Origin of the sequence: Collinsella aerofaciens ATCC 25986, assembly GCF_964259375.1 — a bacterium.
GTDB classification, from domain to species: domain Bacteria; phylum Actinomycetota; class Coriobacteriia; order Coriobacteriales; family Coriobacteriaceae; genus Collinsella; species Collinsella aerofaciens_BO.
The window spans coordinates 56,305-78,820 of sequence record NZ_CAXVJM010000012.1 but is presented as its reverse complement, the minus strand read 5'-3'; the positions used below and the strand labels follow the sequence as shown (position 1 = coordinate 78,820).

At 61.5% G+C, this 22,516-nt stretch carries 16 protein-coding genes and 4 tRNA genes; 12 read left to right on the top strand and 8 right to left on the bottom strand.

Translation table 11 applies throughout. The annotated features are described in order from the left end of the window. Window positions 1–354: 354 nt before the first annotated feature. From ACEXKH_RS06765 to proB, 4 genes are all read left to right on the top strand, one after another. Window positions 355–427: transfer RNA gene (locus ACEXKH_RS06765), tRNA-Ala, on the top strand. A 65-nt stretch (window positions 428–492) separates the two neighbouring features. After that, window positions 493–945: a hypothetical protein gene (locus ACEXKH_RS06760; RefSeq protein ID WP_373573565.1), complete on the top strand. Its 453-nt coding sequence runs from the start codon at window positions 493–495 to the stop codon at window positions 943–945. A gap of 84 nt (window positions 946–1,029) precedes the next feature. Then, on the top strand, window positions 1,030–2,535 hold the full coding sequence (locus tag ACEXKH_RS06755) for a nicotinate phosphoribosyltransferase (protein ID WP_373573564.1): 1,506 nt from the start codon (window positions 1,030–1,032) through the stop codon (window positions 2,533–2,535). Between the two features lie 80 nt (window positions 2,536–2,615). Continuing rightward, the gene (gene proB, locus ACEXKH_RS06750; RefSeq protein ID WP_373573563.1) at window positions 2,616–3,743 is read left to right on the top strand and encodes a glutamate 5-kinase; all 1,128 of its coding nucleotides are present in this window, start codon (window positions 2,616–2,618) and stop codon (window positions 3,741–3,743) included. A 209-nt stretch (window positions 3,744–3,952) separates the two neighbouring features. On the opposite strand, the gene ACEXKH_RS06745 is transcribed toward proB, so the two are convergent. Next, a complete protein-coding gene (locus tag ACEXKH_RS06745) occupies window positions 3,953–5,371 on the bottom strand; it encodes an alpha/beta fold hydrolase (RefSeq protein WP_373573562.1) in 1,419 nt (472 codons plus the stop codon). A gap of 113 nt (window positions 5,372–5,484) precedes the next feature. On the opposite strand from ACEXKH_RS06745, the gene ACEXKH_RS06740 reads away from it, so the two are divergent. Then, on the top strand, window positions 5,485–6,771 hold the full coding sequence (locus tag ACEXKH_RS06740) for a glutamate-5-semialdehyde dehydrogenase (RefSeq protein WP_373573561.1): 1,287 nt from the start codon (window positions 5,485–5,487) through the stop codon (window positions 6,769–6,771). 57 nt (window positions 6,772–6,828) lie between these two features. Here the strand turns inward: ACEXKH_RS06740 and ACEXKH_RS06735 are convergent, their stop codons facing one another. Both ACEXKH_RS06735 and ACEXKH_RS06730 read right to left on the bottom strand, forming a co-directional pair. Beyond that, entirely contained in the window at window positions 6,829–7,428 is a 600-nt protein-coding gene (locus ACEXKH_RS06735; RefSeq protein WP_373573560.1) for an HD domain-containing protein, read from the bottom strand. A 108-nt stretch (window positions 7,429–7,536) separates the two neighbouring features. Next, window positions 7,537–8,022: a CarD family transcriptional regulator gene (locus ACEXKH_RS06730; RefSeq protein ID WP_373573559.1), complete on the bottom strand. Its 486-nt coding sequence runs from the start codon at window positions 8,020–8,022 to the stop codon at window positions 7,537–7,539. A 342-nt stretch (window positions 8,023–8,364) separates the two neighbouring features. Here ACEXKH_RS06730 and argS point away from each other — a divergent pair, with 342 nt between their 5' ends. The 4 genes from argS (at window position 8,365) to ACEXKH_RS06710 (ending at window position 15,833) form a co-directional block, all read left to right on the top strand. Continuing rightward, on the top strand, window positions 8,365–10,218 hold the full coding sequence (argS, locus tag ACEXKH_RS06725; RefSeq protein WP_373573558.1) for an arginine--tRNA ligase: 1,854 nt from the start codon (window positions 8,365–8,367) through the stop codon (window positions 10,216–10,218). A gap of 787 nt (window positions 10,219–11,005) precedes the next feature. Beyond that, the gene (gene rho, locus ACEXKH_RS06720; RefSeq protein ID WP_373573557.1) at window positions 11,006–13,594 is read left to right on the top strand and encodes a transcription termination factor Rho; all 2,589 of its coding nucleotides are present in this window, start codon (window positions 11,006–11,008) and stop codon (window positions 13,592–13,594) included. Between the two features lie 312 nt (window positions 13,595–13,906). Then, complete coding sequence (locus ACEXKH_RS06715; RefSeq protein ID WP_373573556.1) at window positions 13,907–15,376, top strand: hypothetical protein; 1,470 nt, start codon at window positions 13,907–13,909, stop codon at window positions 15,374–15,376. 7 nt (window positions 15,377–15,383) lie between these two features. Then, a complete protein-coding gene (locus ACEXKH_RS06710; protein ID WP_373573555.1) occupies window positions 15,384–15,833 on the top strand; it encodes a VanZ family protein in 450 nt (149 codons plus the stop codon). A 114-nt stretch (window positions 15,834–15,947) separates the two neighbouring features. Here the strand turns inward: ACEXKH_RS06710 and ACEXKH_RS06705 are convergent, their stop codons facing one another. Beyond that, complete coding sequence (locus ACEXKH_RS06705) at window positions 15,948–16,841, bottom strand: ROK family protein (protein ID WP_373573554.1); 894 nt, start codon at window positions 16,839–16,841, stop codon at window positions 15,948–15,950. 141 nt (window positions 16,842–16,982) lie between these two features. Further along, the gene (locus ACEXKH_RS06700; protein WP_373573553.1) at window positions 16,983–18,164 is read right to left on the bottom strand and encodes a pyridoxal phosphate-dependent aminotransferase; all 1,182 of its coding nucleotides are present in this window, start codon (window positions 18,162–18,164) and stop codon (window positions 16,983–16,985) included. Between the two features lie 166 nt (window positions 18,165–18,330). Between ACEXKH_RS06700 and ACEXKH_RS06695 the strand changes: the two genes are divergently transcribed. The 3 genes from ACEXKH_RS06695 to ACEXKH_RS06685 all read left to right on the top strand — a co-directional run bounded on the left by ACEXKH_RS06695 (window position 18,331) and on the right by ACEXKH_RS06685 (window position 18,624). Next, window positions 18,331–18,407 (top strand) — tRNA-His (locus ACEXKH_RS06695). A 22-nt stretch (window positions 18,408–18,429) separates the two neighbouring features. Next, a tRNA-Lys gene (locus tag ACEXKH_RS06690) sits at window positions 18,430–18,505 on the top strand. A gap of 43 nt (window positions 18,506–18,548) precedes the next feature. Beyond that, window positions 18,549–18,624: transfer RNA gene (locus ACEXKH_RS06685), tRNA-Lys, on the top strand. 82 nt (window positions 18,625–18,706) lie between these two features. On the opposite strand, the gene dinD is transcribed toward ACEXKH_RS06685, so the two are convergent. From dinD to ACEXKH_RS06670, 3 genes are all read right to left on the bottom strand, one after another. Next, window positions 18,707–19,567 carry a DNA damage-inducible protein D gene (gene dinD, locus ACEXKH_RS06680; RefSeq protein ID WP_373573552.1) on the bottom strand — a complete coding sequence of 287 codons (861 nt, stop codon included), beginning with the start codon at window positions 19,565–19,567 and terminating at the stop codon, window positions 18,707–18,709. Window positions 19,568–19,728: 161 nt separating this feature from the next. Beyond that, a complete protein-coding gene (locus ACEXKH_RS06675; RefSeq protein ID WP_373573551.1) occupies window positions 19,729–21,255 on the bottom strand; it encodes an FAD-dependent oxidoreductase in 1,527 nt (508 codons plus the stop codon). Window positions 21,256–21,506: 251 nt separating this feature from the next. Then, a complete protein-coding gene (locus ACEXKH_RS06670; protein ID WP_373573550.1) occupies window positions 21,507–22,511 on the bottom strand; it encodes a GGGtGRT protein in 1,005 nt (334 codons plus the stop codon). Window positions 22,512–22,516 lie beyond the last annotated feature (5 nt).

The window sequence follows — 22,516 nt, the reverse complement described above, 5'->3', positions numbered from 1 at the left end:
AGGGCGCTCGTCCGGGAGGGCGGGATGCCGTTCGAGATGAGGGTCAAGACGCCGGCGCCCGACGGGGAGACGGCGAGATAGCCGGCAGGTCGGCATGAAACGGCAGGGCCAGGCGAGCAACTCGTCCGGTCTCGGGCGCATCGCCCCTTGCCGGATTCAGATTCGACAAGGGGCGACCATTGTGCAATCGCAAGAAGATGACGGGGCGGAATGTCAATCCTGGTCTAACAGAGCCTTAAAAAATCATCGAGAAGATTGCCTGCTCGAAAAGTAGTCAAAAAAGCCCCGTCCCAAAAAGACTGGGTATTGGGCGTTGACAGTTGGCGAGCCGTAGGTAAAATATCAACTTGTCCTGGGGACGTAGCTCAGTTGGGAGAGCGCTGCCGTCGCATGGCAGAGGCCGAGGGTTCGACTCCCTTCGTCTCCACCCTTGGATTTGATAAGCCGCTGACATTGTGTCGGCGGCTTTTTTTAAAAAGAAAGGGCTGCACCATGGCCGAGCTTGAGTCCCAACCACTGTCTGCCGAGGAGCGCGCCGAGTTGGAAGAGCTCCGCGCCGAGAAGACCCGCCGCGAGGAGCAGGAAAAGGCTCGTCGCGAGCGTGAGGAGCTGGCCGCCTTGCGTGCCGAGCGCAAGAAGGCCGAGGCAGCCGCTGCGAAGGTCGCATCCGAGCCTGCACCCGCGCCCAAGCCCGCCGCCGCGAAGCCCGCGCCCAACGCACCCAAACCTCAGCCCAAAAAAGCCGCTCACCCCAAGCCCGTCGAGCCCAAGCCGAGCCGTGACGAGATGACCTTTGCCCAGCGCATGGTCACCTCCAAGGAGCCTACGGGCGAGAATGAGATCCCCGGCATGGCCCCGGCTCAAAAAATCATCATCGTGCTCGCCCTCATCGCGTTTGTCATCTTTATGGGCTACACGATCCTGACCAGCATGGGCCTGCTCTAGCCGATTCGCGCCGGGTGCCATGCCCGAACACTCTACCCTTCTCCAACCCTCAACCTCTGCACAACACATCCGAAAGGTCGCCCCATGGCTTTGACCGACATCTCGCATCCCACCGACATCGCAATGCTCACCGATCTGTACGAACTCACTATGGCCCAGGGCCTGTGGGAGAGCGGCAAGGCCAATGAGCAGGGTTGCTTTACGGCGTTTTACCGCGACCATCCCTTTGGCAGTGCGTATGCCGTCATGTGCGGCACCGCCGAGCTGCCCGAGCTTGTCGAGAACCTGCGCTTTACGCCCGAGGACATCGACTATCTAGCTTCGCTCCAGGCTCCGGCCGGCGGCGCGATGTTTAAGCCTGCATTCCTCGACTACCTGCGCAACTTCCGCGCACACGTGAATATTGACGCCGTGCCCGAGGGCGAGCTTGTTTTTCCGCGCGAGCCCATGGTGCGCGTCACCGGCCCGTCGCTGGAGTGTCAGCTGCTCGAGACCGCGCTGCTCAACATCGTCGGCTTCCAGACGCTTGTTGCCACCAAGACGGCGCGCGTGGTACTGGCCGCCGATGGTCGCCCCGTTGCCGAGTTCGGCTTGCGTCGCGCCCAGGGTCCCGATGGCGGCCTGGCTGTTGCGCGCGCGAGCTTCGTGGCGGGCTGCTCGTCTACGTCCAACGTGCTTGCCGGACGCCGCTACGGCATTCCCGTCTTTGGCACGCATGCGCACAGCTGGGTGATGAGCTTCGATTCCGAGCTCGAGGCCTTCCGCGCCTTTGCCAAGTCGAGCCCCAAGAACTGCACGCTGCTCATCGACACCTACGATGTGCGCGAGGGCTGCGAGCATGCCATTACGGTTGCCAAGGAGATGGAGGCGGCAGGGGAGCGTCTGTCGGCCATTCGCATCGACTCGGGCGACCTCGCCAAGCTCTCCAAGTATGTTCGCGGCCGTTTTGACGCCGAGGGCCTGCCCTATGTGGGGATTTCGGTCTCCAACGATCTGGACGAGTACACGATTCAGTCGCTGCTCGACCAGGGCGCGCCCATCGATAGCTTTGGCGTGGGCACCAAGCTCGCGACCTGCTACGATCAGCCGGCGTTGGGCGGCGTGTACAAGCTTTCGGCCCGCCGCGCGAGCGACGCGGAGCCGTGGACGCCGGTGGTGAAGCTTTCCGAGCAGCCCTACAAGCGCACGATCCCCGGCGTGCAGCGCGTGCGACGCTATTACGATGGCTTTGGCGGCCCGGTCTGCGACATGATCTATGACGAGGACCATCTGGCGGGGGAGGGCGCCGCGCGCGGCAATACCCTCGTGGCCGTGAACGATGCCGCTCTGGTAACCGATGTGTCGGAGCTTGAGTATCGTGAGCTGCTGGTGCCGATCGTGCGCGACGGCAGCGCGGTGGCTCCGCGTGAGAACATCGAGGACGCGCGCGAGCGCTGTGCTTGGGCAATCGATCATCTGGACGCGGCTTTCAAGCGCTTCCTGTACCCGCAGACCTACGTGGTGGGCATGGAGCAGGGCCTGGCTCGGGTACGCGACGAGCTCGTGCGCAAGAACATGGCCGCGGCTTCGGCCTTCCCCTGGGCAAAATGATCCGCATGCGACGGAGGAAAACGAATCATTTTCTCGCTCGCCCGTTCGCCCGAACGCTCGACATTCGATTGGTTTGACGTATGACGACTTCTTATAAAACGATGGTGGTAAAGATCGGTTCGTCCACGGTGGTGGGCGCCGATGGCAAGGTCAACCGCGCCTTTATCGGTGGCCTGGCCGATCAGGCCGCGGCCCTGCGCAAGCTCGGCTGGCGCTTGGTCGTGGTGAGCTCCGGCGCCATTGCCTGTGGCTATCCCGTGCTGGGTTTCGACCGCAAGCCGGTCGGCGATCTGCCGAGCCTGCAGGCATGCGCTTCGGCCGGCCAGTGCATCATCTCGTCGGCCTACGACGAGGAGTTCCATGCGCGCGACCTGCTCACCTCACTCGTGCTGCTCACGCGCCACGACACGGCGCGCCGTACGTCCTACCTGCACGCGCGCGACGCCCTGCTGCGCCTCGTGGAGCTGGGCGTGGTGCCGGTCGTCAACGAGAACGATACCGTTACCGTCGATGAGATCAAGTTTGGCGACAACGATACGCTCGCGGCCCTCGTGAGCTGTTTGGTTTCGGCGGACCTGTGCGTGACGCTTTCGGACATCGACGGCCTCTACACCGCCAATCCGCATGAGGATCCGACGGCCGAGTTTATCCCGGTCGTGCGCAAAATCGATGCCAAGATCATTGCCTCGGCGGGCGATTCTTCGACCTCGGTGGGTACGGGCGGCATGATCACCAAGATCCGCGCGAGCCGCATTCTGATGACGGCGGGCATCCAGAGCGTGATCTGCTCGGGCGAGGAGTCCGATGCGCTCGTGCGCCTGGCCCGTGGCGAGAGCGTGGGAACCCTGTTCGATCCGCCGGCGGAGCGCCTGGACATTGCGCCCCGCAAGCTGTGGATCGCGCTGGGTGACAAGGCACATGGCTCGGTAACGGTTGACGACGGTGCCGCGAAGGCGCTGGTCAGCCGTGGCTCATCGCTGCTCGCGGTGGGCATTCGCCAGGTCGATGGAGATTTTGCCGAGGGCGATGTGCTCGACGTGTGCGACCCGAGCGGCATGGTCGTCGCCCGCGGTATCGCCGAGGCCGATTCAGACGTGCTGGAGCTTGCGGCAGGACGCCGCCAGGACCAGATTGCCAGCAACCGCCTGCTGGCAGACCTGGCCGAGAAGCCCGCAATCCACAGGGACAACTTGATAGTGTTCGCATGACCAATTGACGCTGCAAACGCCCCTAAGCGGCAATCTGACGTTCAATCGTCGGGCATGACCAAAAGGTCAATGCCCTCCTCTTTCACGTCACCTTGCTCGCTTAGGGGCGTTTTCGCTTTCCGTCCTCTACCTGCGATGTTGCTGTTACCGGCACTTGGGTGGCACTTGGGGACGTTCCTTATGTGCCGGCAGACGGGGACGCTCCTTTGCTAGAAGATCCGGCGCAGGTCTCCGCGGTTGAGGGCTTCGTCGAAGAGATGTTTGAATACCACGCTGCCGTGTAGGCCGTCGTGCTCGAACTCGTTGGTCACCCAGGCATGCGAGTTGCCCACGCGGCTGAGCGTGTCGAGCTGCAGACCCGAGTCCACGTACATGTCATCGAAGTACACCGCGGCCTGGAGCGGCACCTCGTTGCAGGCCAGGCGCTGCGGGTCGTAGATCTTGTCCCAGCTGGTGTCCTCCATCAGCAGGTCCATCGCCGGCTTGAAGGGCTTAAGTTCGGGCATCTGCTCAAACATCCACGGGAACATGGCCTCGCCGGTAAACATGAGCGGGCGCGCGAGTGTGTCGAACTCGGCACGATGAGCTTTCTCCTCTGTCGCGGCCCAGCGAATGGGCATGGTATCGCCGTCGGCGTAGATGAACTCCTGAAGCGTCCAGTACAGCGGATTCGTGCGCGTGTTGGTGCGCTCGAAGGCGCGCATCAAAAAGCTATCGGATACTGAGGCACCGCAGCTCAACGTGCCGTCGCCGTCAACAAAAGCGTGATCGATAATCCAATGCATGCGCTCAAAGCTCGGCTTCATGCCAAAGTCGCTGCCCATAAGCTGCAGGCGCTCCACCGTCATTGGCGAGCCATCGGGCAGCACGGGCTTCTGCTCCTCAAGCGCGTCGGCCAGCGCCGCCACGCGCTCGACGTCGGCGGGGTAGCGGTCGTAATACTGTTGCGTCTTGGTGGCCATGCGCGGGAAGGTGTGCGCGTAGACCTCGCTGGCGCTCGCCGGGACGTGGGGGATGCCACCGCAGGTAAAGCTCGCCGCCACGCCCTCGGGGAAGAGCGACAGGTAGCTCAGCGTCAAAAAGCCGCCGTAGCTTTGGCCGAGCGTGACCCACGGCTTGCCGCTAAAGCCCACCAGGCGCAGGTACTCAAAATCGCGCACGATGGAGCTGGCGAGGTGGCGCTTGAGGAAGTCCGCCTGCGAGCGTGCGGCATCGGAGCCGGCCGCCGTCGCGCGCTCGCCCAGAGCCGCGATCGTGCGCCCGTCTACACAGTTGCTGCGTCCCGTGCCGCGCTGGTCGGGCAGCACGACGCGGAAATGCTTGACGGCCTCCTCGATCCAACCATCGCTCGTGGGCGAGAGCGGACGCGGGCTCTCGCCACCGGGGCCGCCCTGCAAAAACAGGAGCAGCGGCAGATCGTCGTTGATGCGGTCGGGCGCACAGACCACGCGGTAGAAGAGCTTGATGCTCTCGGGCGCACCTGCGATGGGCGCTGGCATGGCGCCGCGGCGCATGGTGCTGCCGACGGCCAAAAGCATGGGCTCCAGGCCGCGCCAGTCGAGGGGGACATCGATGCTGTGGTCCTCGACGTAGAGGCCGGGGACGTGGTACGAAGTGATGAGGGCCATGCAGTACTTCCGTTCGTTGCGGTGTTTCGGGTTGACCAATTCTACCGCCGCGCGCGAGGGCATGCACAAATCGGCTACCATGGTGGGCAAACTACTAAGAGAAAGGGCCGCCCATGTCGGTCGATATAGCCACGTATGTCCACGATCTCGCCGTTGAGGCCAAGGCCGCTTCGAGCGCGCTTGCCGCGGCGAGTGATGCCCAGCGCCAGGAGGCCGTGTGCGCCATGGCCGCGGCGCTGCGCGATGGTGTCGACTCCATCGTCGCCGCTAACGAGCTCGATATGTCTGCCGCACGCGATGCGGGCACCTCGGCGGGACTCCTCGATCGCCTGCTGCTGACGCCCGAGCGCGTCGAGGGCATGGCCGCCGGCCTGGAGAAGCTCGCCGAGCTGCCCGATCCTGTCGGCCGCGTGCTCGACCATCGCGTGCTTGCAAGCGGTGTGGACCTTACGCGTGTGACTGTGCCGCTGGGTCTGGTTGCTATGGTCTACGAGGCGCGCCCCAACGTGACGGCCGATGCCGCGGGCATCTGCATCCGCACCGGCAACGCCTGTATCCTGCGCGGCGGTTCGCTGGCCTATCACTCGTGCGCCATGATTGCCGAACTGCTGGCCGATGCGCTTGAGGCCCAGGGTTTCCCGCGCGAAGCTATCTCGATGATCGAGTCCACCGACCGCGAGGCCACCGGCGAGCTCATGAAGCTCCGCGGTATCGTCGATGTGCTCATTCCGCGTGGCGGTGCGGGCCTGATCCAGCGCTGCGTGCGTGAGTCGCTCGTTCCGGTGATCGAGACGGGCACGGGCAACTGCCATATCTACGTGCATGAATCCGCCGACTTCGATAAAGCGCTCAACATTATCGTCAATGCCAAGACCCAGCGTGTGGGCGTGTGCAATGCCGCCGAATCGCTGCTGGTCGACCGTGCCGTGGCGGATTCGTTTTTGCCGGCGGTCGTTGCCGTGCTGCACGACCACGGCGTGCTGATTCACGGCGACGAGGCCACGTGCGCCGCATGCGCCGCCGCCGGGCTTGCCGAGGGCGACGACTATGTTGCCGCGACTGAGGAGGACTGGGGCCGCGAGTATCTGGCGCTCGAGATGAGCGTGAAGGTCGTGGCGAACGAGGACGAAGCCATCGCGCACATCAACCGCTACGGCACCATGCACTCCGAGGCCATCGTTGCCGAGGACGAGGATGCCTGTGAGCGCTTCCTGGATGCGGTCGATGCCTCGGCCGTGTACGCCAACGCCAGTACGCGCTTCACCGACGGCGGCGAGTTTGGGCTGGGTGCCGAGATCGGCATCTCGACCCAAAAGCTCCACGCCCGCGGCCCCTTTGCCGCCGAGGCCCTCACCACCTACAAATACAAGCTCCGCGGCACCGGCCAGGTTCGCCCCTAAACGCCCGCGCAAAAAATCACCGCAAAGGGGCCAAGCCCCTTTGCGGTGATTTTGGTGCTAGGCCTGGAAGGTGTCGCGGTCGGGGGCGAAGGACTGCATGGCTGCGATGGTGCGGTCGAAGAGCTCGGGAAGCTCCCAGCCCAGCATCTCGGCACCCTGCGAAATCACTTCGCGCGAGCAGCCGGCGGCAAAGCGCTTGTCCTTGAATTTCTTTTTGAGCGACTTGGTCGTAAAGTCCATGACGCTCTTGCTCGGGCGCATGATGACGGCGGCGCCGATCAGGCCGGTGAGCTCATCGCAGGCAAACAGGATCTTTTCCATCTGCAGCTCGGGCTTGGGCAGCGAAGAGTTGAAATCGGACGTGTGTGTCTGGATGGCACGGATAAGCTCGGGAGAGGCGCCCTCACCTTCGAGGATCTCGGCAGCATAGATGGTGTGGTTCATGGGGTCGTCCTCATGCTCCTCCCAATCCAGGTCGTGCAGCAGACCGACGATGCCCCAAAACTCCTCGTTCTCGGGGTCGAACTTGCGCGCAAAGTAGCGCATAGTGCCCTCGACCGTCTCGCCATGGGTGATGTGGAACGGGTCCTTGTTGTGCTCGTTGAGCAGTTCGAACGCACGGTCGCGGGTGATTCCGGCGGTAAGCGGCTCTGCCATAACAGACTCCTTGTGCTCGTAGGTATCGATAAGAATGAATACTACTAGAACAAGAAAACCGCCACAAAGGTACCTGTCCCCTTTGTGGCGGTTCTTGGTGCGGATGGGTTAGATGAGGGCGGCTTGGGCTAGGCGGGCTTCGGCGTCCTCCTCGGTGACACCCAGGGCCACGGCGAACTCCTCGATGGAGCGGCGCTTGGCTTCCTTGAGTACGCGCATGTAGTAAGAGCTGGGTTTTTTATCTGCTTCCTCGGCCTGGCGAATACGGTGCATCATGGTTTTTGCCACGCGGACCGTCTCGGGCGCGCCCAGCTTGAGCTGCTGCTTAAAGTGCGTCTCCTCCAGCGAGCTGTTGCGCTCGGTAAAGGTGTCGCACTCCAGCTCGTCGTAGTGGCTCAGAAGGTGCTCGGCATCTTGCTGGGAGATGGCGGCATGCAAACGGTCGGCCTGCGCCACGGGATACATGAGGATCGTCTGCGCATGTCCCTGCTTGGTCTCGAGCAACAGCATGGGCTGCGGCGTGTCGTCCCTAAAACCGACGACAGTGCAGACTCCCTGACCCGGATGAATGACGTGTTGACCGATTGAGAACATGCTACCTCCAACTTATACGAATTTACGTATGTCTAGAATAACACGCTGACGTGCGCAAACCCTTACTTTATGCAGGAAAAGCACACAACTCTGATAGGTAAGAGTATTCGATAAATAGAACGGCTTATTCAATCGTTTATGCATTTCCAGAACGTGTATAAATTGCAGGCAAACCGCCAACTTTGTACCACAGCGCAAGAGCGGTAGTCATTTTTGTGCATATGCAATTTCGATTGGCTTTACCCTGCGACAGTGTGCGTCGCTTGTGATAGAGTGCTACAAACTCTGGCTTTTGCCCTACGAGTGACCAAGAGCTCGGGGGCTTTAACACAAGGAGGATCTATGCCCGAGAAGATTGAAGAGCTGGTACGCGCTGCGCTTGCTGCGGCCCAGGAGGCCGGCGACCTTTCTGCATTTGAACTTGACGATTGCGCTATCGAGCGACCGGCTGACACTTCTCATGGCGAGTGGACCTCCACCATGGCCCTGAAGTCCGCCAAGCTGGCTCACTGCGCCCCGCGCAAGATCGCCGAGGCCGTCGTTGCCCATATGCCCGAGGACCCCGCGATCGAGAAGGTCGAGATCGCCGGCCCCGGTTTCATCAACTTCTACCTCTCCGTTGCCGTCAAGAACGCCATCTTTGGCGAGGCCCGCGAGAAGGGCATGGACTTCGCTAAGTCCAACGTCGGCGGCGGCCTGAAGACCCAGGTCGAGTTCGTCTCCGCCAACCCCGTCGGCCCCATGCATATCGGCCATGGCCGCTGGGCCGCGCTGGGCGACTCCCTCTGCCGTGTTATGGACCACGCCGGTTACGACATCCAGCGTGAGTTCTACATCAACGATCACGGCTCGCAGATGAACACCTTCGGCAACTCCATCAGCACGCGCTATATGCAGCTTGCCGACATCATCGCCAAGCAGGGTGTGGATATCGACGAGGCTCACAAGCTGCTGGTCGCCGACCGCGATGCTTTCGTTGCCGATGAGAACGACGAGCACCCCGAGACCCATCCGTATCAGGACAACTTTGCTGAGACCCTGGGCAAGGACTCCTACGGCGGCGACTACATCATCGATGAGGCTGCCGAGTTCTGGCGCACCGACGGCGACAAGTGGGTCGAGGCCGATCCGCAGGAGCGCATGGAGAGCTTCCGTGAGCGCGGCTATGTGAAGATGGTCGACAACATGCGCAACCTCTGCCACGCCGTCAACTGCGACTTTGACCGCTGGTTCTCCGAGCGCTCTCTGTACGTGAAGGACACCGAGGGCGAGACCGCCGGCACCTCTGCCGTCGACCGCGCTTTTGAGAAGCTCGACAAGATGGGCTACCTCTACACCAAGGACGGCGCCCTGTGGTTCCGCTCCACTGATCTGGGCGACGACAAGGACCGCGTCCTGATCAAGTCCGACGGCGAGTATACCTACTTCGCCTCCGACGTTGCCTATCACTGGGATAAGTTCCAGCGCGTCGACCACGTCATCGACATCTGGGGTGCCGACCACCACGGCTACATCGAGCGCGTCCGCTGCGTCTGCGACGCTCTCGGTTACCCCGGCAAGTTCGAGGTTCTGCTGGGCCAGCTCGTCAACCTGCTGCGCAACGGCAAGCCCGTCCGTATGTCCAAGCGCAAGGGCACCATGGTGACCCTGCAGGAGCTCGTCGACGAGGTCGGCTCCGACGCCGCCCGCTACACGCTCATCTCCAAGAGCTCCAACCAGATGGTCGACTTCGACATCGAGGCCGTTAAGAAGCGCGATAACTCCAACCCGGTCTATTACGTGCAGTATGCTCACGCCCGCGTGTGCTCCATCCTGCGCCGTGCCGCTGACGTTACGCCCGAGCAGGCTGACGAGATGGGCATGAAGGCCGTCGCCGCCAAGGCTATCGGTGAGAACGTCGATTACTCGCTGCTGACCGACCCGACCGAGCTTGCCCTTTCGCGCAAGCTTAACGAGCTTACCGACCTGATCGCCAGCTGCGCTCGCGACCGCGCCCCGTTCCGTCTGACGCACTTTGCCGAGGAGCTTGCCGGCGACTTCCACAGCTTCTACGCTGCCTGCCAGGTGCTGCCGAGCGAGGGCCGTCCCGTCGATCCCGAGCTTTCGCGCGCCCGTCTGGCCGCTTGCGACGCTGTCCGCGTGACGCTCGCCCTGGTGCTCACCCTCGTTGGCGTGACCGCCCCCGAGCAGATGTAAGCTGCGGGTCGTTTGACCGTGTAGGTTCGGCTTCGCTGAGCCCTATAAGCCCGATCTCCATGCGGAGGTCGGGCTTTTTGCGTTTGGCGGGGCTTTTTGGCGTGTTGGAAAATGCTACCAAATCGCAACTATAGCGGTTTACGGGGCTGAATCGCTGCCTGGCGACCATGGCGCCAATTGTGAAATTAAAACCGCAGGTAGACGGTTTATTGTTTCTTGAAAATACTGGATATGGTTGGCTCGCATCATTCTGGCTCTATAATCCGGCATAGTTTTGAAAATTGTCCCTTGGGGACGGAGGAAAACGGATTGATTTGTCTCGAGGAGCGGTGAAGCGATACTGTCCGCTACGATTTGGGCTCATCTCCTACGTTTGGACGCATATCCCGAACCATGACGAAAAGTGCGATATTAAAACCGCAGGTAGCGGGCTTGCAATTTTAGGAAGATCGAGGGAATGGTCAGGGGTCGCGGGTCAAACGTAGTAGATAGGCGCGTTACGTGGCGCGGCTATTCCGGATGCCACGGCTTCGCTCCTCTGGCGCGACATTTCAAGGTGCTTTTGAGGGAGAGTGTTCCTGATGACTGGGCGTTTAAGAACGTCCAATGACTAAGTTGCAGGTGGTTGCGGTTGTGTTACACTAACGCTGCGTATATGACGCAATCATCTCGATACAGATCAATGATGTCCGTCGGTATTTGACGGAGCTAGACTGTTTAGCCGCCCTGAAGGTTTATGCAGGGAGCATGTGATCACAGGGCTTGAAAAGAAAGTTGAGCAAACACTGTGTCTGATCAACAGCAAGAAAACGAAATAACGACGACGGCCGCTCCCGCTGCACCGGCTGCGTCGGACCAGGTCGTGATGCCTGCGCCGGTGCAGGCATCGGCTCCTGAGGCCTCCAAGGCTGCCCCGACAGCCGCGCCCGCTGCAGTCGAGAGCGCCGCGCCCGCACTTTCCGCCGCTGGCGATGAGGTCGCGCCTGCAAAGCCTAAGCGTACGCGCCGTGCATCCAAGCCCGCAGCCGAGGGTGTGGAAGCTGTCAAGCCCAAACGCCGCACCACGCGCACGACGCGAGCTAAGCGCACCGTTGCGGCCGACCCCGCCGCGCCGATTTCCGATGAGGTTGCACAGGCCCGTGCGCTGGCGCAGATTAGCGAGGCCCAGGTTGTGCGCGCCCGTCGCCGTGCTGCCGAGCGCGAGGCCGCGGCACTGACCGAGCTTGCAGCGCCGGTCGTCTCCGAGGCGTCTGCGGCCACCGAGGCCCCTGTCGCGGGACAGCTGACCGAGAAGCCGGCTCCGCGCACGCGTCGTCGTGTGGCCAAGTCTCAGCAGGATGCTGAGCAGGCGGCTCAAGAGTCCGGTGAAGCTCCGGCTCGTTCTGCAGTAGGGGAGGGTGCGCAGCCTTCTGAGTCTGCAACACCTGCCGAGGCCAACGAGGTTCCCGTTGTCGATCCCGCTCTTCGCCCGCACCGTCGCGGCCGCAAGCCCAAAGCCTTCGTCGAGGCCGAGAAGGCTGCCGCCGCTGCGGCCGCAGCCGCAACTCAGGGTGCTGCGGTGGCCACCGAGCCCACGCTCGTTGCCGATGCTCCTGTCCAGGACGCCGCAGTCACCGATTCCGCTGCCGAGGGCGAGCAGGCCGATGCCCGACCTGGTCGCAGCCGTCGTACCGCTTCCAAGCGCTCGACCAAGGCCAAGGGCGCAAAAAAGGACGTGTCCGAGGATGCCGCCAATGAGGTCGCTGGGGCAACCTCTGACGTCGCTCCCGAGACCGAGAGCGCCGATCAGCCGGCAAGCGAGAAACCCAAGCGCACGCGCAAAAAGTCCGCAAAGGCCAAGGCTGCCGAGCATCAGGCCGATGCCGATGCTGCTTCCGCCATCGATGGCAAGTCTGACGGCGAGGCCTCGAACAACGCCGATGGCGCTGCCTCTGACGGCGCTGCGCCTGCCGAGTCCGACGAGGGCAACCGTCACAACCGTCGCCAGCACAAGCGCAACGACGAGCGCAACGAGCGCAAAGACGAGCGCAACAACGACCGCCGCAACCGTCAGCGCGACCGCAAGCAGCGCAATAAGGAGCGCAATGCCGCCCCGACTGAGCCTACGCTTTCGCGCGAGGAACTCGCGGCCATGAAGGTCGCCGAGCTGCGCGAGAAGGCCAAGGAGTTCGAGATCGAGACGACCGGCAAGAAGAAGGCCGAGCTCGTCGAGGAAATCTACACCACCGCTGCGAAGGCCGAGGGCTTCCGCGACATCAAGGGCATTTTGCAGATTCGCCCGGACAGCTCCGGCATCATCCATGCCCACGGCTATATGAAGTCCAGCGACGACGCCTTTGTTCCCGCATATCTCATCCGCTCCGCACGCCTGCGCACGGGCGACGTGATTGAGGGCTCGCTTCGTCCCTCACGCGGCGGCGACAAACGCGCCGGCCTCGCCAAGATCGCGACCGTTAACGGCATGGATCCCGAGCAGATTCGCAATCGCCCCAAGTTCGGCGACCTTACCCCGGTCTATCCCAATGAGCCTCTGCGTATGGAGCACGGCAAGGATTCCATCACCGGTCGCGCTATCGATATCGTGTCGCCGATCGGCAAGGGCCAGCGTGGCCTGATCGTGTCGCCGCCCAAAGCCGGCAAGACCACGATCCTCAAGAAGATCTGCCAGTCCATCTCTATCAATAACCCCGAGGTGCACCTCATCTGCCTGCTCGTCGACGAGCGCCCCGAAGAGGTTACTGACATGCAGCGCTCCATCAAGGGCGAGGTCGTGGCTTCGACCTTCGATATGCCCGCCGACAACCACACTCGCGTGGCCGAGCTCGTCATCGAGCGCGCCAAGCGCATCGTGGAGCTGGGCGGCGACGTCGTGGTGGTGCTCGATTCCATCACGCGCCTTGCCCGTGCTTACAACTTGGCCGCGCCCGCCTCGGGCCGCATCCTTTCGGGCGGCGTCGATTCGGCGGCTCTGTATCCGCCCAAGCGCTTCCTGGGCGCAGCCCGTAATATCGAGAACGGTGGCTCGCTCACTATCCTGGCTTCCGCCCTTATCGATACCGGCTCCAAGATGGACGAGGTCATCTTTGAGGAGTTCAAGGGCACCGGTAACATGGAGCTCAAGCTCGACCGCGACCTGGCCGATCGCCGTATCTTCCCGGCCATCGATCCCGTTGCCTCGGGCACGCGCAACGAGGATCTGCTGGTCGACGAGCAGATGCGCCCGTTTGTCTTTGGCCTGCGCCGTATCCTCGCCGGCATGAACAATACCGAGCGCGCGGCCGCGTCGTTTATCAAGGGCCTCAAGGGCACCAATACCAACCAGGAGTTCCTGGTGCGTTCGGCAAAAAAGCACAGCGATTACGAGCAGACGTTCTAGGCCGTCCGCTGCACGCGACAGCAATAATAGACATGCCAGAAGGGCCGGGGTTTAGATCCTGGCCCTTTTCGTATAGCCGCTCGCCAACAATTATTGACCTCACGATCGGCAAGCAGCGATTTTCCCGTTTCAATCCCGCTTCGTCGCTTGCAATCCCCAAGGGGGTTTCGCATAATAGCTGTTAAGCTTCGCGACGGAAAACGCAGATGAAACGAACCATATACCGTTGCTTTGGGGCATAGCCCCGCTTCATCTTCTCTCGCGCAGCCAACTGAATGATGCGATTTGGGTGCTGGAAGATGGGGAGAGCTCATGGCTTCTTCTGATGCAACACAACGAGCGGTCCTTGCTGGACTTTCCTGCGGAATCGGCCTTGCCGCTCCCGTAGTGATGTATGCTGCCACGCTGCCGTTTTCGTCGGTGAACGAGACGGTCGTCGCGGGCGCTGTTCCCTTTGCCGTGGGTGCGGTGGCGGGCGTGGGTATCTATGCCGCCTCGCTCGGCATTTCTGAATATCGCGCGCAGCATGCCGAGCGCCTGTTCCAGCCCGACGCCATGGGTGGCGCCGCGAACGTCAACCAGCATCAAAATGAGTTCCAGACCGCCTCGATGCCCGCTCAACAGCAATGGGCTGCTCCTCAGGGCGTTGCTACTGCGGCTCCTGCCGTTCAGGCAAACGCCGCGCAGCCCTCTTCAGTTTTCTCCGGCCTGACCGGTGCCTTCCAGCGCCGTCGTGCCGACGATGGCGTCCCCACCATCGCTCGCGCCGCAGACGCCATGAGCGAGGCCGACGCCTGGTCCATGATCGATAGCATGCTCGACGACGATTCGCCGGTCAGCTGCGATCCCACGCGCTCACGCGACGTCTACCAGGTCGCTATCGACGAACTCACCTACGGCGGACAGACCGGCTCCTATAACCGCGATGACATCGCTGCCGCTGCGCGCGCCGTCTCGGGCTCTCATGCCGCCCCTGCGGGCAGCACGGCCGCCTTTGTGGCGGCCGTGGCTAACGCCGCCAACAACGCCGCCACGGCTCAATCCGTTACGTATGACACTGCCGTGCCCGTGACTCCGGCCGCCGCCACCGCCGCTGACCCCTACGCCGACGAGCCGCTGGCCGTCGACGAGGAGACTATTGCCGCCCGTCGTGCTGCCGAAAGCTCGCTGTGGGGCGCTCCTGCACAGCAGCAGGCGGCGGAGGCGGTGCCGTACAACGCGAACCTTGCCAACATGCCGATCATCAGCGACGCCTCTGCTGCGACCATCGATCTCGATGACCTTGACGAGCCGGTCATCTCGAACGACATGCCGTATGTGGTCGCTGCCCCGGTCGATGCCCCGGCCTCCGCGTCCCAGTCCGTCGCAGTCGACGAGCCTGTCGATGCGACTCCCGAGGAAGACGTCCCCATGGCCGATTATTCGGGCCACGAGGGCATGTGGGCAGCCGCTGCCGCAATTTTGGACGAGGCCGTCGAGCCTGCTCCCGTTGCCGCTCCGGTGTTTACACCTGCTCCTCAGCCCGTTGCCCCCGCTTACGTTGGCCGCCACAGCGCCGTGTTCCCCGAGGATACCGCCCGCATCTCGCGCGAAGGCATCGAGCGTGCCGAGGCCATCGCTGCCGGCATCATGGAGAACCGTCGTCACGAGCGCGTCAATCAGATTCTCGAGGAGGAGATCGACCGCCTGCAGTCTGCAGCGGTGAGGCGCACGGGCCGTGCCTATCTGAGTGTTATCGAGGGCGGCACCGCCAGCTTTGAGCCGCTCTGTGCGGAGGCATAACTTCTGCATGCTTAAACTCGATCGAAAATGGGCGGTCGCGACCTGCCTGATGGTGCTGCTCATCTGGGGCAATTCGATGGTTCCCGGCACGGGGTCCGGTTCATTGAGCTTGTCGATTATGGAGGCCGTTCGCGGCTTTCTGCACGGCATGGGACTTCCGTATGAGTGGGTGACCAACTTCGTCATTCGCAAGTGCGCGCATTTTACCGAGTACATGGTGCTCGGCATTCTGGCGACGCACGCTTTTGATATCGAGGGCCGTCGCACCTTTGACGTATTGCTTCCCACGGCGGTTTTCCTACTGCTGATCCCCTCGATTGACGAGACGATTCAGCTCTTTGTGCCCGGTCGCGCCGGTATGATTACTGATGTGATGATCGACTGCTGTGGAGCGATGACGGGCGTTGTGCTTCGGTATCTTCTACGATCGCTCATATGTGCCAAAAAGGCCGCCTAGGACACATTGCTTGGTCCTAAGGCGGCCTTTCTTTGTTTGGGGGCTTATACGGGGCGTGGCGGCGTCATCCCGTAGGATGGGATTGCTGGACGTTGCGGCGCCCCTTTGGCGCGCCTACTGCTGAAGCGCGGCGGCACCCAGGGCCAGGCATCCCATGATGCCCTGCTTGCCCTCGAGGCTATTGTTGACGATGTAGGTGTCGATATCGTTGACCTCGGGCGTGACGATATAGCCGTTAAGCATCTCGGCGCACTTTTTGCGGGCGAGCGGCACGATAGGGGTGTGATCGGCAACGCCACCGCCGATGATGATCTTCTGCGGGGCATAGCACAGCGTGTAGGTCATGAGCGCCTGCGCCAGATAGCCTGCGAGCAGGTCCATGGCCTCCGGGTCGTCGGCCATGTCTCCGGCGCTCTTGCCGTCCCAGCGCTTTTTAACGCCGGGACCGGCGATGAGGCCCTCGAGGCAGTTGTCGTGGAAGGGGCAGGCGCTATGCTCGCCAATGGTGTCGCGCGGGTCGCGCGTGACCAGGATGTGGCCGGCCTCGGGATGCATCATGCCATGCACGAGCTGACTGCCCGAGAGCACGCCAGCGCCCACACCGGTGCCGATGGTCAGGTACACCACGTCGGTGAGGCCCTGAGCGCAACCAAAGGTGACCTCGCCCAAGCAAGCGACGTTGACGTCGGTATCGTAGCCGCAGGGGACCTTGAGCTCGTTTTGGATGGTGCCCAGTAGGTCAAAGTAACGCCATGCGGTCTTGGGCGTCTCCAAGATCTTGCCGTACTGGGGCGAGGCAGGGTTGACCGCGGTGGGGCCAAAGGCGCCGATGCCCAGGGCGGCGATGCCCTTGTCTGCAAACCATGCGTTGACGGCCTCGACGGTTTCCTGCGGGGTCGTGGTCGCGATCTGCTCGCGCTCCAGGACCGTACCGTCCGCATAGCCCGTGGCGCAGACCATCTTGGTGCCGCCGGCCTCGAGTGCTCCGATAAGCTGCTGCTCTGCCATAGTATTCCTCTCTCTGGGACGAGTTGCTCCGTGACTAAAGTATAGAGCTCTAAACCATTTAAGAAAGCGCTATAAAAAGAAGCCCTGCAACGCGGCGGGCGGTGCGGGGCTTCTTTGGTTGCTTTAGTTGCCGGGCCGTCCTTACCCGCGCGGCTTGATTTTGTCACGTAGCGACTTGAGGTTCTCCAGTGCTGCGTTAAGCGTCTCGTCTCGCTTGGCGAAGTGGAAACGAATCAGGTGGTTGACGGGCTCGCGGAAGAAGCTCGAGCCGGGCACGGCGCCCACGCCAACCTTGGAGGCGAGATCCTCGCAGAAGTCGAGGTCACTGTCATAGCCAAACTCAGAGATGTCCATCATGACGTAGTAGGCGCCCTGCGGCACGTTATGCTCAAGACCGATACTGTCGAGCCCTTGGCAGAACAGGTCGCGCTTAGCGGTATAGAGGTCGAGGACCTCATCGTAATAGCTGCCGTCGAAGTTAAGGGCGGTAACGACGGCTTCCTGCAGGGGAGCGGCGGCACCCACGGTGAGGAAGTCGTGGACCTTCTTGATGCGCTCGGTAATCTCGGCCGGGGCAATGGTGTAGCCCAAGCGCCAACCGGTTATGGAGTAAGTCTTTGACAGCGAGCTGCAGCTGATGGTGCGCTCAAACATGCCGGGCAGCGTTGCCATATAGACATGTTCGTGGGGCGCATAGACGATGTGCTCGTAGACCTCGTCGGTGATGCAGTAGGCATCGTACTTTTTGCAGAGGTCGGCGATATAGGTGAGCTCCTCGCGCGTAAAGACCTTGCCGCAGGGGTTGGACGGGTTGCACAGGACGATGGCCTTGGGCTCGTTGCCGCGGAAGGCCGCCTCGAGGACCTCGCGATCGAAGTCGAACGTGGGCGGGTTGAGCGGCACATAGATGGGCTCAGCGCCCGAGAGAATCGTGTCGGCGCCGTAGTTCTCGTAGAACGGCGAGAAGATGACGACCTTGTCTCCGGGGTTCGTAACCGTCATCATGGCGGCCATCATGGCCTCGGTGGAGCCGCAGGTGACTACGATGTTCTCGTTGGGGTTGATCGGCATGCCCATAAAGTGCTCCTGCTTGGCCGCGAGCGCCTCACGCATGGCCTGGGAGCCCCAGGTGATGGAGTACTGGTGATAGAGCGGTTTGGGGTCGGTCGCGATGGCGCTGAGGCTCTCGAGCAGCTGTGCCGGAGGATCGAAGTCAGGGAAGCCCTGTGAGAGGTTGACGGCACCGTACTTATTGGAGATGCGCGTCATGCGGCGGATGACCGAATCGGTAAATGTCGCCGTACGGTTGGAGAGTTCTTTCATGTCTGTCCTTTCCAGCATTTGCAGTGGGCCAAGTTTACTCCTATGAAACCGGTGGGAATTGCTCGAAACGCGCTCGAAAGACTCTTTTCAAAATTCTTGAAAATTGGGGCTTGCATCGCGTGGCGTTCCTTGCAATAATAGTCGAGCGCGAAGCGCACAGGACACGGTGGGTGTAGCTCAGTTGGCTAGAGCGACGGGTTGTGGTCCCGTAGGTCGAGGGTTCGAGTCCCTTTACCCACCCCAGTTCTTGCTTCGTGTTGATATCGGGTCGTTAGCTCAGTTGGTAGAGCAGGGGACTCTTAATCCCAAGGTCCAGGGTTCGACCCCCTGACGGCCCACCACACGATATCTCCTCTAAAGTCCGCTACAACGGACTTTAGCTTTGGGTCGTTAGCTCAGTTGGTAGAGCAGGGGACTCTTAATCCCAAGGTCCAGGGTTCGACCCCCTGACGGCCCACCAAAGCATGTTAAAGCGACTGGCTTCGGCTAGTCGCTTTTTTGTTGACCTCACATGGGGTCGAACCCGAAAGGGCACAGACGCTTTACAAGTCGAGCCTGCCCTGGGGGTCGGTGAATCCGTCTGTGCCCTCCTTGAGCTTTTTCTCGTCTGCTTTCACACGACGTTCGAGTTTCTTTGTATCCTCGGCAGGCGGTAGATTCTCGGGGACAATTCTACGGTCGATGAGGCTGCCACGTACGCTTGTGTTGTTCTCGATGTGCTCTTGCTTGATCTGGTCCAGACCGTACAGGTCGTGTTCCTCGGCGTTAAAGGCCGTCATCGAGTTCGTAAGGTCCTTTGCTTTGATGAGGACATCGGCTAACCTGTCCGCCAATGCCGCGCTCTTGGGCACACCAAGCTGCCGCTTCATGTCCGCCGTGCTTCTGCCGCCGAATAACGCTTCATCGCCCTTCGACTTGATGATTGCGAATCCTTTGGAGTCCACGCCTCGTCTGAATGCAATGCCCGAGAGCTGTTTCTCTGAATCAGATAGCGAGTGGCGCGCCTGCAAGCGCTGAATCTCTGCGAAGCGCTGCTCTATGAGCTCTTGGCGGCGCGTCTGCACAGCAAAGTATGCCTGGGCGAGCGCGATTTCGGGCTTGTTTGGGTCTCCGTTTTGGGCGATTAAATAGCATGCGTAGCGTGTTAGCTTGTAGTCTTTTACGGCTCGTTTGGCGATGCCGGCATCTACCATTTTGCTGGCCTCAGCAAAATGGGCGGCAACAGGCATTTTATTGGTGTCACACGATGCCATGGATCTCTTAACCGCAGTCTCAAAATTACGCCATTGGGTGTATCCGAGGGGCTCCATTAAATCGCGTGCGAGCCAATACTCAACGCCGTCTTCTACATGGGCGTAGCTGTCAAGTTCGACACGCCATTTCTCGATATCCCTGCTGTCCATATCTCTTCCTTTCTGTTCGTTCGTCTACGTGGACTATGTCGACTCCGTATTCAGAATGAGTATATTTGCCCGCGCGGACACGAATGGGCCCCGTGTCGCTTTGAGCTCACGGGGCCCATAGATATCGATTAGTTGTGTTCTGCTCTAGATGGGTGCTCAGCTTAGTCTGCTCGATAGTGCGATCCGAGACTTTCGGTTCGCTTACGCATGGCTTTGACCATTTCCTGTGCTAGTTGAATCTGCGATTGCAGGCGGGCGAGGGCGGCGATTTCGCTGTCCTGGACTATCTGTGTGCTCAAGGTCGTTGCTTCCGTCTTCAAGCCCTCAAGCTCGTGTAGTGCCTCGGATAGGCCTGTCTCGGTGCGGTTGATCATGCAATGGGTACTCATCGTGTGCTTAAGGCTGTGTGTCAGGCGTTCGGCATCTGTCGTGGCAATGCCGTACTGGGGGAGGGCGATATCCGCCTTTGGGTCTGCTTCAGGCTCTTTCTGCGCTGCAAGGGCTGCCGATGCGCCCGCAATGCGCCCAAATACGATGCCGTTGGCGCTCGACAGGCCTCCGATGCGATCAGCGCCGTGCATACCGCCTGTCGCCTCGCCGCAGGCATAGAGGCCTTCGACGCCCGTGAAGGCTGTCTTGTCGATTTTGATACCGCCGTTGGCGGCGTGGGCATACATCGCCACGCGCATCTCGTCGGTCGGCGCGATGCCGTGCTCGTCTTGCAGCCAGGTGGCAAAGGTCTCTACAAACTCAGGAACGTCCTCGCGGGGGAAGTCGTAGTGGAGCGCCAGGCCTTCGGCGCCTGCTTGATCGATGGCAAGATCGATGGCGCGGGAGGCCAAGCGCGAGGTGAAAGGACCATATCCGGAGCGCTGCTCAAGCAGATCGTCTAACTTGTCGTCAGCGATTTTAACTGGCTGGTCGAACTTAACGTAGCGCCAGGTCTTCTCGTTAAAGACAAGGTTGCGCTTAGGTTCAATGAAGCCGGGCATCATCTGCATGAACTCTATATTGGTTAGGGATGCGCCGTGCGCCTGTGCGATGGCTTGTGATGAGCTGAGCACGTCGGCGGAAGTGAGGCTGCGCTCGAACAGGCCGCCCGTGCCGCCCGCAGCGATGATAGTGGTCCTGGCTGCCATAGGCACGAGATGCTCGTTTGCACGGTCGTAGAGCAAGGCGCCGGCAATCTTTCCGTTCGTATCCTCAACAAGATCGATAAGCTCGTGGCGGGGGAGTAGGCGAATGCCGAGCAACTCTATCTGGGCCGTACACGCGTCCTCAAGGGGTTTGCGGGTGAGGCCGCGCCACATACGCGTCTTATGGTCAAAGCAGGGGATAAACTGCTTTTGCTGGGCGCTCTCGGCGCTTTGCGGGCGCTGGAGTTCTACGCCCAGATCCTGTTCGAGCCAGTCAATCGCTTGGGGAATGCCGTGGACGAACGTCTGGACGAGTTCGGGGTCGGCAGCGCCGCCGCCGACGGTTTGGATGGTGTCGATGAGGTCTTGCTCGTCGTCTTTGTCGACGGGGCCAATAAGGCCGAGGCCCCAGGTGCCCGGGAAGAAGCTCGATCCGCTCATGGTCTTGCCGGCGCTTGCCATAGTGACGGTTGCGCCCGTACGCGCTGCCTCTATGGCGGCGCAAAGGCCCGCGATGCCCGATCCGATTACCAGTACATCAGTTGATTCCATAGGATTCCTTTCTCGTTCGCGCATTGTCGCATGGGTGATCGGCAAAGGCATCGCAAAGATGGGATAAATCGGCAAAGGGCAAATATGGCACGTGGACGTTGAAGCCACTTGGCGGCTCCTTCTCCTCACACTTCATGTTCCATCAGAACTGATATATCGGATCTCGAACGTTTTATGGCAACAAAAAAGAGCCGCTACCCGGGTAGGTAGCGGCTCTAAAACTCAACTATATGAGCATCGCGCGGGCGCGATTAGGCCTTGAGGGCCTCCTCGACGGCGACGGCGCAGGCGACGGTGGCACCGACCATGGGGTTGTTGCCCATGCCGATGAGACCCATCATGTCGACGTGCGCAGGCACGGAGGAAGAACCGGCGAACTGGGCGTCGGAGTGCATACGGCCCATGGTGTCGGTCATGCCGTAAGAGGCAGGGCCGGCGCCCATGTTGTCCGGGTGCAGGGTACGGCCAGTGCCGCCACCAGAAGCGACGGAGAAGTACTTCTTGCCAGCCTCGAGGCGCTCCTTCTTGTAGGTGCCAGCGACGGGATGCTGGAAGCGCGTGGGGTTGGTGGAGTTACCGGTGATCGAGATGTCGACGTTCTCGTGCCACATGATGGCAACGCCCTCGCGGACGTCGTCGGCGCCGTAGCAGTTGACGGCGGCGCGGGGACCATCGGAGTAGGGGATGGTCTCGACGACCTTGAGCTCGCTCGTGAAGTAGTCGAACTGGGTCTTCACGTAGGTGAAGCCGTTGATGCGGGCGATGATCTGGGCGGCGTCCTTGCCCAGACCGTTGAGGATAACGCGCAGCGGCTTCTTGCGAGCCTTGTTGGCGTTCAGAGCCAGGCCGATAGCGCCCTCAGCGGCAGCGAAGGACTCGTGGCCGGCCAGGAAGGCGAAGCACTCGGTGTCGTCGGAGAGCAGCATAGCGCCCAGGTTGCCGTGGCCCAGACCGACCTTGCGGTCCTCGGCGACGGAGCCGGGAACGGTGAAGGCCTGGATGCCCTCGCCGATGATGGCAGCAGCCTCAGAAGCGGTCTTGGCGCCACGCTTGATAGCGAGAGCGCAGCCGAGGGTGTAGGCCCACTCGGCGTTCTGGAAGGCGATGGACTGGGTGTTGTTGACGATCTCACGCGGGTTGAAGCCCTTATCGGTGCAGATCTGCAGAGCTTCCTCGAGGGAGGCGATGCCGTTGTCGGCGAGGCACTTGTTGATCTTGTCAGCGCGGCGCTCGTAACCTTCGAACGTAACAGTCATAGTTA

Coding starts and splice junctions, on each gene's coding strand:
- ACEXKH_RS06760 (WP_373573565.1), top strand. CDS start 493: ATGGCCGAGCTTGAGTCCCAACCACTGTCTGCCGAGGAGCGCGCCGAG.
- ACEXKH_RS06755 (WP_373573564.1), top strand. CDS start 1,030: ATGGCTTTGACCGACATCTCGCATCCCACCGACATCGCAATGCTCACC.
- proB (WP_373573563.1), top strand. CDS start 2,616: ATGACGACTTCTTATAAAACGATGGTGGTAAAGATCGGTTCGTCCACG.
- ACEXKH_RS06745 (WP_373573562.1), bottom strand. CDS start 5,371: ATGGCCCTCATCACTTCGTACCACGTCCCCGGCCTCTACGTCGAGGAC.
- ACEXKH_RS06740 (WP_373573561.1), top strand. CDS start 5,485: ATGTCGGTCGATATAGCCACGTATGTCCACGATCTCGCCGTTGAGGCC.
- ACEXKH_RS06735 (WP_373573560.1), bottom strand. CDS start 7,428: ATGGCAGAGCCGCTTACCGCCGGAATCACCCGCGACCGTGCGTTCGAA.
- ACEXKH_RS06730 (WP_373573559.1), bottom strand. CDS start 8,022: ATGTTCTCAATCGGTCAACACGTCATTCATCCGGGTCAGGGAGTCTGC.
- argS (WP_373573558.1), top strand. CDS start 8,365: ATGCCCGAGAAGATTGAAGAGCTGGTACGCGCTGCGCTTGCTGCGGCC.
- ACEXKH_RS06715 (WP_373573556.1), top strand. CDS start 13,907: ATGGCTTCTTCTGATGCAACACAACGAGCGGTCCTTGCTGGACTTTCC.
- ACEXKH_RS06710 (WP_373573555.1), top strand. CDS start 15,384: ATGCTTAAACTCGATCGAAAATGGGCGGTCGCGACCTGCCTGATGGTG.
- ACEXKH_RS06705 (WP_373573554.1), bottom strand. CDS start 16,841: ATGGCAGAGCAGCAGCTTATCGGAGCACTCGAGGCCGGCGGCACCAAG.
- ACEXKH_RS06700 (WP_373573553.1), bottom strand. CDS start 18,164: ATGAAAGAACTCTCCAACCGTACGGCGACATTTACCGATTCGGTCATC.
- dinD (WP_373573552.1), bottom strand. CDS start 19,567: ATGGACAGCAGGGATATCGAGAAATGGCGTGTCGAACTTGACAGCTAC.
- ACEXKH_RS06675 (WP_373573551.1), bottom strand. CDS start 21,255: ATGGAATCAACTGATGTACTGGTAATCGGATCGGGCATCGCGGGCCTT.
- ACEXKH_RS06670 (WP_373573550.1), bottom strand. CDS start 22,511: ATGACTGTTACGTTCGAAGGTTACGAGCGCCGCGCTGACAAGATCAAC.